We start from the raw sequence: 10,666 nt of genomic DNA, 5'->3' as shown, positions 1-10,666 counted from the left end.
CCATCAGGGCCAGCGGTCAACATGAACGACTGCATCGAAAGGCCGGACACAAGACTGCACCCGACCAACGCGTCAGAAGCTCAATTCGCCACTTGCAATGCGGGAGCCATCCACACAGGACAGGCGGTAATCCACCCTGAGTAGACGGTCTCAGGCCGGCGCAGATGGACGGGAGGATAGAGCACGGATCTGCAGTCTACTCCGACTCCTCGACGCGGCCGAATAGCAGCGCCTCCTCAACACGACAGAGGGGCCATTGCGGGCGCAGTGTCCGTCGTAGCGGGCATCTCGGATGAGGCGTTTGGTACGAGGGACCAGATCTACTGAACCGACTTGCTCGGGTCGTCGGCGGGGTTGATGTAGTTCAGACCGAAGGGTCCAGAGCCATTCACCTGAAGCTCTACCGGCTGCTTAGTGGTCCAAAGCGAATGCGGCATGTCCTTGGGCAGAAACACGAAACCGCCCGTGCGCAGCTCTTTGCCTCTCGCCTTGTCGATGGTCGTGCCGTGCTCGTGATAGATCGAGCCCGAGAGGATCGTCAGCGTCTCGACTTCGGAATGAGTATGGGGCGCGATGACCGTATTGGCGGGAAACTTCACCCGCAGGACAAAGGGGCCGGGCTTGCTCGGATCGCCTGAGACCATGCTGATCTGCGTGCCCTTCGGTAGGTTCGGCGGACCCGGTTGGTAGGTCGCGCTCGCGGCATCCGGCAGCGTAACCGCGCCGTGCGTCCCATGGTCCTGCGCGAGGCCCGCGCCCGTGCTGACGATCAAGGCCGCGAGACCGGTGGCGATGGTCCGAAGGCGTTTGGTCATGGATCGTCCCCCCGCCCGTTCGCGACAGGCTCGACGACCAGTTAGCGCACAATCGAGTCTCGGCTACCCTGGCGGTGTTGAGGGCCATCGTCTCGCTCACCCGCAATGCGCGCAAAGGACGCGTCGGCTAGATCGTTGATCAAGCCTTCGGTGAAATACTTCCTGTAAGACTGGCCTCCAGTTGTCAGTAGTCGCATGTTGTGCGGCCGTTGCTTGTGAATATGCTGTAAAGTACAGGTAATTTCGGCAAAAGGCGCCATCCGAAGGCGCAAGCCACGTAGCTGGTCCCGCCTCCGCCGTGCCGAGGCCGAAGCCCCTCCTGAAATCGTCGAGGCTTTCAGCGTCCCTTATGTTGACGGGACTGCTGTCGGTCCATCCGAGACGCTGAAGGAGTCCGTTTCAGGCCGGGATGCTCTCCGGCGATGCGGTGTTCTCGGCGGTCACGCCGTTCTCCCGGTGGCGGAAATCGCTCAGCGCCTGGTAGACCTGAAGCCGCGCCCGCATCACCGAACCCAGCGGCTGGTGCGCCGCCAGGCTGTGCGCGGGACGGAAGGTCATCACCTCGTCGAAGTAGCGGACCCGCTCGGGAGAATAGGCGTCCTGCCGGGGCAGGCGGATCATCGCCACCGTGCGGTACAGGCTGACCGCGACCGGCCAGTCGACCGAGGCATCCTCGATGGGCTGGCGCTCGGCGTCGGCCCAGAGCTGCGCCTTCAGGTCGTAGACCACCTCGTTGTCGCGGAAGAACGCCGCCGCCGCGTGGCGGAAGCCATCCTCGTCCCCGTGCGGATCAAGCCGCCATTCGGCGAGGTCCCGTTGGGCAGGCGAAGCCGGGACCGCCCCGAGCTTGGCGACGTAGTCGCCGAAGCGCATCGGCGCTTGGCTGAAGTAGCTGTCGGCGAGCGGATGGCTGTAGGGATGGCCGAGGAAATCGGCCAAGGCGCTCTCGGTGCCGAACGCGTGCAGCACTCGGTTGAGGTTGCGGGCCGTGGCCGCGACGGCACTCTTCACGCCCTCTGGCAAGCCAGTCGATTTCCCGATGACCGTGCCGTCGCGCAGGAAGCCCGCCGCGGTGCCCGACGGGAAGGTCGTGCCGGTGGCGAGTACGAAGTCCTGAGTATCGACGTCGTGCCCGGGAAGCTTCTCGCCCGGCACCCCGAAGACCTTGATCGACATGCCGCGGTGGGTCGATACCCGGTCGCCCAGGATCTCCCCAGGCCCTTGCGCGAAGCGCACCGCCACCTTGTGCGTACCCGGCCTGGCAAACAGGCCTTGCGCGAGTTCCGGGGGCAAGTTCTCCGGAACGACCAACTCCCCGACGACGCAGGCTGAGCTCTTGGCGTGGCTCGCGCGCACCGCGCGGTGCTCGCGCTTCTCCACGACCTGCGACTGCTGGGTCATCCCCTGGATGATGCCGTCGATGGACTTCTGCTCGTCCGGGGCGGGCGTCTCGATGTCGGGGGCGTAGCGAAGGAATGTCATCGGCGTATCCTCGACGTGTCGTCCGCCTGCGGGGTGATTGCACGAAGGCTAGGATCGGGACGCGGGGTCCGAAGGCTGCCGGATCATGGCCACGCCTTGGCAGAGAGAAAGACCGCATTGGAGACAAGCCGCGCCGGCCCCCTGCCGTTCCCCACCTTAGTTCATGGGCGATTGAATGCCGCACAACCCGGAACGTCGCCGGGTGAGCGGGCGTTCGGTCCTGGCCGTCAGCGGGAGACAGACCTTGCGATCACCGGTGCGATACACTCCCGACGTCGAGGCGGTGCTGCCGGACGAAGGGCATACCATCGAGCAGCTCAACCAGACCTTCGATAAGATCCTGAACCGGGTCGCGGAGCATTCGGGCCATGCCGTGCGCTCGGTCCACGCGAAGTCGCATGGCATCCTCGAAGGGGCTCTGACGATCGATGCGGGCCTGCCCCCCGAGCTGGCCCAGGGCCTGTTCGCCACTCCCGGCCAGCATAAGGTCTACATGCGGTTGTCGACCAACGCCGGCGACATCCTTCCCGATGCGGTCTCCCTGCCCCGAGGCCTCGCCCTCAAAGTGCTGGACGTCGACGGCGAGCGCCTGCCGGATGCGGAGGGGACGACCCAGAACTTCATCATGGTCAACGGCAAGGTGTTCCAGGCACCGAACGCCGAGAAGTTTCTGGGCAGCCTCAAGCTGCTGGCCGGCACCACGGACCGCGCCGAGGGGCTGAAGGTCGCCGCCTCCACGGTCCTGCGCGGGGTCAACAAGGCCCTGCATGCGGTGGGCATCGACAGCCCCACCATCGGCTCTCTCGGTGGCGCGCCCAATGTCGATCCGCTCGGCGAGACCTACTACAGCCTGACCCCGTTCCGGTATGGCGCCTACATCGCCAAGTTCTCGCTGGCCCCCGTCGCGCCAGCTCTGACCGCCCTGACCGGCACCGAGATCGATGCCTCCGGCCGCCCGAACGCCATCCGCGAAACCGTACAGTCTGAGATGATCGGCATCGCCGGCGAGTGGGAATTCCGCGTGCAGCTCTGTCGCGACCTTGAGCGCCAGCCGGTCGAGGACCCGACGGTGGAGTGGAAGGAGGACGAGGCACCGTTCCAGCGGGTCGGGATTGTCCAGGTTCAGCCGCAGGACAGTTGGGACCCTGCACGGGTCCAGGCAGTGGACGAGGAGATGCGGTTCAGCGTGTGGACAGGCCTCGCAGCGCACCGACCTCTTGGCAACATCAACCGCGCCCGCAACGCCCCCTATCGGCATTCGGCCGAGTTCCGTGAGCGGTTCAACCGCTGCCCGCTCCACGAGCCGAGTGCGGTGCGCTGAAGAGACATCCTGAAGTTGCAGATGCTGCAGATCTCAGATCGAGCACAACGGCGATGTCTGCTTCACCGCTAATCCGCTCAAAACCAGACAGGCAGAAACCCACCCTGAGCCGACATGCACGTGTGTACGAGTAGTAGCCGCGCCTGGCGTCGCGCTGAAGGCGGCCTCGACGGGATCGGGCTCTTAGGCGCCCCGCGGCCACTTACGCATGAGGTATCGAAGAAGCGACTGCCTCCCCTCGAACGCCACACATCTGAACAAGGTGTTTCCCTGCGTTGACGGATGGACGCATCGCAGCCTAGCTTGAGTGTGACGGTTCCCCTCGGGGATCAAAAGGGAACGCGGTGAGGTCACGCCCGTGAGGGCTCGGCCGATGCCGCGGCTGCCCCCGCAACTGTAAGCGGCGAGTCCTTCATCACGACGTCACTGGGCGGCCTCGCCCGGGAAGACGATGAGAGGGCGACGACCCGCGAGCCAGGAGACCTGCCGTCAGCCGTGGTCACACGCGGAGCTTGCCGGGCGGGGTGTCCTGGGAGGTGTCGCGGCGCCGTGGTTCCCTTGAGGACGCGGCCGCCGAGGCCTCGTTCGCGGTGACGTGCCACAGCCGTCACCCGAGGCCGTCCCTTGTCCTGCTTCCTCTCTCCCGCGCTCAGGCGTGCGCTCGTTTCGTCCTGCATCGGCAGCGCGGTTCTTTCTGCCTCGCCGGTCCTGGCCCAGCAGGTGGCCGCTCCCTTCGCCGATGCCCCCCGGCAAGCGGCTGCGGCCGAGGCCGCGGTCAGCCTCGCCGAGATCTCGGTCTCGGCCACCGGATTGCCGACGCCCATCGCCGCCACAGGTTCGAGCGTCACGGTCCTGACCGACCGCGTGCTCGAAGACCAGCAACGGCGCACCGTGCCGGACGCCCTGCAACAGGTGCCCGGCCTCAACGTGGTGCAGACGGGCGGCCCCGGCGGGCAGACCTCGGTGTTCATCCGCGGCGCGAACTCGAACCAGACCAAGGTCCTGATCGACGGCATCGACGCCACGGACCCCTCAAACCCGAACGGCTCGTTCGACTTCGGTCAGTTGTTGACCGACGACCTATCCCGCATCGAGGTCCTGCGCGGGCCGCAGAGCGGCCTGTACGGCAGCGACGCCATCGGCGGCGTGATCTCCTTCACGACCAAGCGGGGCGAGGGGCCGACGCGCGTGACCCTGCGGACCGAGGGCGGATCGTTCGGTACCTTCAACCAGTTCGGCCGCATCAGCGGGGCGCAGGACGGCTTCGACTACTCGGTGTCGATCCAGCACTTCCGAGCGGCCGCGACGCCGGTCACGCCGCGCGACCTCGTGCCCTTCGGCCGCCCGATCCACCCAAACTACTACGACAACGAGACGGTCTCGGCGAAGCTCGGCTACCAGTTCACCGACACGTTCCGGGTCAACTCGACCACGCGGTTCATCAATTCGCGCCTGCTGTTCACCGGCACGGACTTCAGCACCTTCCCGGCCTTTCCGTCCGCGGTCCGCAGCGCCGCCGACGTGCAGCAGCTCTACACCCGCAACGAGGCCGAATGGACGCCCATTGTCGGCTTTCACAACATCTTCGCGATCAACTACTCGAACCTGTTCAATCGCCAGCAGCAGAACGAGTACGACCCGTTCGCCATCCAGCCGACGACCGGCCTCGGCGAGCGCCTGCGCTACGAGTATCGTGGCGACTACCTTCTCTCGCCCGGCAACCTCGTCCTGTTCGGAGCGCAGCGAGACGAGGAGAGCCTGCTGACGATTGATCCGAACGCATTCGGTGCCGGCACCCTCAGGGCACGCAACGGCAACACAGCCGGCTACGGCGAGGTGCAACTGACGCCCTTCGACCGCGCCGCCCTCGTGGTCAACATCCGCCACGACGAGAACGACCAGTTCGGCCCCGCCACCACGTTTCGCGTCGCGCCGAGCTACATCCTGCCCGGCACCGAGACGCGCCTGAAGGGCAGTGTCGGCACCGGCTTCAAGGCACCGACCCTCAGCCAGCTCTACCAGAACTTCCCAGCGTCCAACTTCTTCGGCAACCCGAACCTCAAGCCGGAGGAGAGCTTCGGGTTCGACGGCGGTTTGGAACAGCCGCTCGGCGAGCGCGTGCTCATCGGCGCGACCTACTACCAGAACGACTTCAGGAACCTGATCAACACCAACGCGACCTTCACGTCGAACGTCAACGTCGGACGGGCGACGACCTACGGGGCGGAAGCCTTCGTCTCGGTCCGGTTCACGGACACGCTGTCGGGCCGGATCGACTACACCAACACGGTCTCGAAGGATGAGATCGCCAACCAGGAGCTGCTTCGCCGGCCCCGGCATAAGGGCAGCGCGAACGTCTTCTGGAACCCTCTGCCGGGCCTGACCATCACCGGGACCCTGATCGTGCTCGGACCGTTCGTCGACGGCAACCGGGACTTCTCAGTGCCGCGGCTAAAGAACCCCGGCTTCACGGTCGTGAACCTGTCGGCCAACTACGACATCAACGAGAACGTCGGCCTGTTCGTCCGGGTCGATAACCTGTTCGACCGCCGCTACGAGAACCCGACCGGCTATCTCGGCCCGGGCCTCGCCGCCTACGGCGGCGTGCGCCTCACGGCCTTCTGAGATGGTGATGACGTCACGCCTCGCGCTCGCTCTCGTGGCCATCCTGTCCGCCGTGCCTTTGGTCGCGGCGGCGGCACCCGTGCGTGTGGTCTCGATGAACCTCTGCGCCGACGAACTCGTCCTCCGGCTGGCCGACCGCGATCAAGTGCTGTCGGTCACCTACCTTGCCCGTGACCCGCGGGGCTCGACCGTCGCGGCCGAAGCGGTCGGGCTGCCGGTGACGCGGGGTCTCACCGAGGAGGTCGTGGCCCTGAAGCCCGACCTTGTGATCGCCGGAGCCTTCACGACGCGCACGACGGTGGGCATGCTCAAGCGCGTCGGCGCCCCCGTGCTCGAACTCGGCGTGCCGGCTGACCTCGATGGCGTCCGCGCCCAGATCCGCGAGGTCGCGGCGGCGCTCGGCCATGCCGAACGGGGCGAGGCGATGGTCGCGGCGCTCAATGCGCGTCTCGCCGCCATCTTGCCGGCCAGGCAGCCCCTTCGCGTCCTCGTGATGCGTCCGAACGCCTTCACGGTCGCGCCTGGTGGGCTTGGGGACGCGCTGATCCGCGCCGCCGGCCTCGTCAACGTCTCGGCCGAGATCGGGCGTGACCGCTTCGGGCAGGTGCCCCTCGAAGCCGCAGCGCTGGCGAACCCGGACCTCATCGTGGTCGATGAAGGCGCGCCCGGTTCGCCCTCGCTCGCCGACACGCTGCTGCATCATCCCGTCTTCCAAGCGCTCGCGCGAGCGCACCGGACGGTCGACATCCCGAACCGCCTTTGGACCTGTCCGGGGCCACAGGTCGCGGAGGTCGTGGCGCAGCTCGCCGAGGCTGCGAACGAACGGGCACTCCGGCCATGAATGCGCCGGTCACCTCGCTCCATCCAACGGCCTCCCGTCGCCTCGGCACGCCGCGCGCCCGGCGAACCGTCATCGCCGTGCTCGGGCTGACCACGCTCGCGCTGACGCTCGCCTCCATCGCCATCGGCTACGCGCCCTTCGACGTGCCTGCCGCCTTCGCAGACCTCGTCGCCGGTCGCACGACGCTGCCGGCCTTGGTCCTGTGGGAGCTTCGCATTCCGCGCGCCTTGCTTGGGGCCCTGGTCGGCTTCAGCCTCGGCCTGACCGGCGCCGCGATGCAGGGCTACCTGCGCAACCCGCTCGCGGACCCCGGCATCCTCGGCATCTCGTCCGCCGCGGCGCTGGGCGCTGTCATCGTCTTCTACGGCGGTTTCGCCGCCACCATGAGCCTTGCCCTGCCGCTCGGCGGCATCGCCGGCGCCGGCGTCGCAGCGCTCCTCCTGAACGCGCTCGCCGCCCGCGGCAGCAGCACCCTCGGGTTGATCCTTGCAGGAGTCGGGCTGTCGAGCCTAGCCGGGGCTTTGACCGCGCTGGCGCTGAACCTGTCGCCGAACCCCTACGCGGCCCTGGAGATCGTGTTCTGGTTGATGGGCTCGCTCAGCGACCGCAGCCTCGACCACGTCCTCCTATGCCTGCCGCTGATGGCTGTCGGCTGGGCCCTCATGCTGTCGACCGGCTCCGCCCTCGACGCCCTGACGCTCGGCGAGGACACCGCCGCGAGCCTCGGGGTCGGCCTGGTCTCCGTGCGCCTGCGTCTCGTCACGGGTGCGGCCCTGGCCGTCGGGAGCGGTGTCGCGGTTTCAGGCGCCATCGGCTTCGTCGGCCTTGTCGTACCGCATCTGATGCGACCGCTCGTCGGTGTCCGTCCCGGCGCCTGTATGCTGCCGAGCGGCCTCGCGGGAGCGGTCCTGGTTCTCGCGGCGGATATCGGCGTGCGCCTGCTCGCCACCCGGCCGGAACTCAAGCTTGGCGTGGTGACGGCGCTGGTCGGTGCGCCGTTCCTGATCGTGCTGCTCCTGCGCAGCCGCGGGAGGCGGGCATGAGCCTTGTCCTGCAGGACGCCCAGGTGACGCTGGATGGACGGACCATCCTCTCAGACATAGGTCTTACCCTGGAGCCCGGCCGCTTCGTCGGGCTGGTCGGCCCGAACGGGGCCGGCAAGACCACGCTCCTCCGCGTCCTGGCGGGGCTGATCACCCCAAACCGGGGGCGGGTCACCCTCGACGACCGTCCGTTGTCCGGCTTGGCCCGCGAGGAGCGGGCCCGCCGTATCGCCGCCCTGTTCCAGGGGGGCGGCGTCGGCTGGCCGATGACGGTTCGCGAGATCGTGGCGCTCGGCCGGCTGCCGCACCGTCGTGCGTTCGCATCCCTGGCGGAGGCTGACGAGATTGCGGTGGCGCGGGCTATGGCGCGTACAGACATTGCCCACCTCGCCGCCCGAGCGGAGCCGACCCTTTCCTCGGGAGAGCGCATGCGCGCATTGCTCGCCCGGGCGCTCGCGGTCGAGGCGCCGTGGCTTCTTGTCGACGAACCGGTCACGGCCCTCGACCCAGCGCACCAACTCGATGCGATGGCGCTTCTGCGGAGCGTCTCCCGGGACGGCACCGGCGTGGTCGCCGTGCTGCACGACCTTACGCTCGCGGCCCGGTTCTGCGACCGCATCGTCGTGCTGGCCGGTGGCCGCCTCGTTGCCGACGGTATCCCGGAGGAAGCCCTGACCGAAGTCCTGCTGGCCGAGGCGTTCGGCGTCACGGCCGAGCGGGGCTGGGCTTCGGACGGGACCCGATACATCCTGCCCTGGGCGCGGTCCGGGGCTCAGACGGAGGAACGCGATGACGTCACCACCACGGGCTGACGCGGTCACGACCCTGCTGCGGGACGCACTGGCCGACCCCGGCACCGCCTGGAGCCTCGGCAGCTTCGGGGCCATCGCCGAGTTCATGCGCGACCCCGATGAGGCCACGTTGCCGCTGCCGGACGGGCGCATGGGCCTCGCGACGGAGCGGGGCGCCATCGCGCTCGCTCCCAGTCCCGACCTGCGTCCGGTGGCCTACGAGACGGCCGTCGCGACCGGCTGGAACCACGCCGTCGCCCTTTGCCTGCCTGAAGCGAGCTGCGCGATGAACCGGCGCGGCGTGGTGACGGAACTTGGCCCGGACCGGGACGCCGCCCGCGAACGGGACCGCGACGCCATCCTGTTCGATCTGGGCCTGGGTCTCTTGGCGGTCGATGCCTGCGTGCGCACGAGCGACCCGGAGGCTATCGCCTGCCTGCGGTTCGGCGTCGGACTGCCGCTGTTCGACCCTGCGAGCCCCATCGGTCGCCAACTCGTGGCGCTGAGCCCCCACCGCGTGTTCCTCGCTCGGGTCGGCCGCATCGAGGTCTATGCCCCGATCCCGGGCCCCGGCGGCACCAGCCCGGAGGGCCCTCACACCCACGTCCTGCCCAAGCTCCTGCGCGGCGGTCGCACTCATGCGGCGACCACCCCGATTCCGGCAGGCTGGGTTCCCTGTGCCGGCATTCATCCGGCTCACCCCTACAAGGACATGATGGGCCAGCGGATCGCCTTCGACGTGGCCCGGCACGACGCCTTCCAGACCCTCCTCGACCGGTGGGGTGATCCTGACTTGCTCGCGGCCAAGCGCGGCGGGGACCTCGGCCCGGACAGCCTCGTGTCGAACCGCCACGCGCAGGCTGCCCGCCGTGTCGCGGAGGTCCAGGCGCGCTACCTGCGCGGTGAGACCGTCGAGGCTGACCCCGAGCTCGACGAGGACGAGGACGCCGCCAACCATGCCTGACCCAGCGCTCCATGGACGTTGAGGCACCCCCGCGCCGGCAGAGGGTGGTGGGGCTGATCGGATGCCCCGGTGCGGGCAAGACGACCTACGCGCGCCGGTACGACCCGCTGCAGGGCTGGGTGCACCTCACCCTGGACGACCTCCGGCAGACATTCTGGCCGCCGGACCGTCAGGTCTACTGGCAGGTGCGCCGGACGGACTGAGACGAGGGGGCGCGCCGACTGCTCCACGGTGTGAAGGTCGCTGCCCTGGATGCGGCCCTGGCGGCGGGGTTCAGCGTTGTGATGGCTGACACCCACCTGACCCGAGAGGTGTTCGAGGCCGAGCTTGAGGTCGTCGAGCGATACGGTCTCTCGGTCGAGTGGAAGGTGTTCGACCTATCCTGGGAGATGCTCCTCGCCCGCAACGAGGCACGCGGTGGGATCGACCCATCACATCGTCAGCCGGAGATCATCCTGCGATTGGCCCACGACGCGTTCCGCTCGCCGGACGCTTGGTGGCGGTTGCTCCCTCCGGACCGGGTAGAATTTATCTCGCCTGCTGCGGCCGATCCTTCGAAGGCGGGGGATGATCACGCTGGGATGTCGTGATGCCAGAGCGGAGCCGTAACGAAGAAGGGTAACGCTATGAGCGGGCGTTACGAGCCGACACGCCGCCTTGGAGGTTCCTGTGAACGGGCCTCCGGCCCGGCAAATCACTCGGACGGTCGTTCAGGTTCGCCCGTTCCCGCTTCTCACCTGCCGCTTCGCGCAGACGCCCAGGCTTTTCCACAAGCCAGTTCCGC

The 10,666-nt window shown here is 68.0% G+C and carries 8 protein-coding genes, 1 pseudogene and 1 riboswitch; of the genes and pseudogenes, 7 read left to right on the top strand and 2 right to left on the bottom strand.

What is annotated here, in order from left to right; all coding sequences use genetic code 11:
• Positions 1-320: 320 nt before the first annotated feature.
• Both ACLBX8_RS27465 and ACLBX8_RS27460 read right to left on the bottom strand, forming a co-directional pair.
• Positions 321-815, bottom strand: coding sequence for a cupin domain-containing protein (locus tag ACLBX8_RS27465; protein WP_447700910.1), 495 nt, complete (start codon positions 813-815; stop codon positions 321-323).
• A 399-nt stretch (positions 816-1,214) separates the two neighbouring features.
• Positions 1,215-2,297, bottom strand: a complete 1,083-nt coding sequence (locus ACLBX8_RS27460; protein WP_447700909.1) for a catalase family protein — start codon at positions 2,295-2,297, stop codon at positions 1,215-1,217.
• 244 nt (positions 2,298-2,541) lie between these two features.
• Here ACLBX8_RS27460 and ACLBX8_RS27455 point away from each other — a divergent pair, with 244 nt between their 5' ends.
• The 7 genes and pseudogenes from ACLBX8_RS27455 (at position 2,542) to ACLBX8_RS27425 (ending at position 10,472) form a co-directional block, all read left to right on the top strand.
• Positions 2,542-3,618 carry a catalase family protein gene (locus ACLBX8_RS27455; protein WP_447716129.1) on the top strand — a complete coding sequence of 359 codons (1,077 nt, stop codon included), beginning with the start codon at positions 2,542-2,544 and terminating at the stop codon, positions 3,616-3,618.
• 296 nt (positions 3,619-3,914) lie between these two features.
• Positions 3,915-4,123, top strand: a riboswitch (cobalamin riboswitch).
• Between the two features lie 119 nt (positions 4,124-4,242).
• Positions 4,243-6,243 (top strand): TonB-dependent receptor plug domain-containing protein, encoded by a 2,001-nt coding sequence (locus ACLBX8_RS27450; protein WP_447700908.1) that lies wholly within the window; start codon positions 4,243-4,245, stop codon positions 6,241-6,243.
• 7 nt (positions 6,244-6,250) lie between these two features.
• A complete protein-coding gene (locus tag ACLBX8_RS27445) occupies positions 6,251-7,084 on the top strand; it encodes an ABC transporter substrate-binding protein (protein WP_447700907.1) in 834 nt (277 codons plus the stop codon).
• Positions 7,081-8,127, top strand: coding sequence for a FecCD family ABC transporter permease (locus ACLBX8_RS27440; RefSeq protein ID WP_447716128.1), 1,047 nt, complete (start codon positions 7,081-7,083; stop codon positions 8,125-8,127). The genes ACLBX8_RS27445 and ACLBX8_RS27440 overlap by 4 nt, the downstream gene beginning before the upstream one ends.
• Positions 8,124-8,939 carry an ABC transporter ATP-binding protein gene (locus ACLBX8_RS27435; RefSeq protein WP_447716127.1) on the top strand — a complete coding sequence of 272 codons (816 nt, stop codon included), beginning with the start codon at positions 8,124-8,126 and terminating at the stop codon, positions 8,937-8,939. The genes ACLBX8_RS27440 and ACLBX8_RS27435 overlap by 4 nt, the downstream gene beginning before the upstream one ends.
• Complete coding sequence (locus tag ACLBX8_RS27430) at positions 8,917-9,882, top strand: DUF6925 family protein (RefSeq protein WP_447700290.1); 966 nt, start codon at positions 8,917-8,919, stop codon at positions 9,880-9,882. Before ACLBX8_RS27435 ends, ACLBX8_RS27430 begins: the two co-directional genes overlap by 23 nt.
• A gap of 11 nt (positions 9,883-9,893) precedes the next feature.
• Positions 9,894-10,472 (top strand): annotated as a pseudogene (locus ACLBX8_RS27425) (AAA family ATPase).
• The last annotated feature ends 194 nt before the right edge of the window (positions 10,473-10,666 follow it).

It is taken from the genome of Methylobacterium sp. D48H (assembly GCF_053345715.1).
The sequence above is the reverse complement of the archived record's forward strand: the minus strand, read 5'-3'. Positions and strand labels throughout refer to the sequence as shown.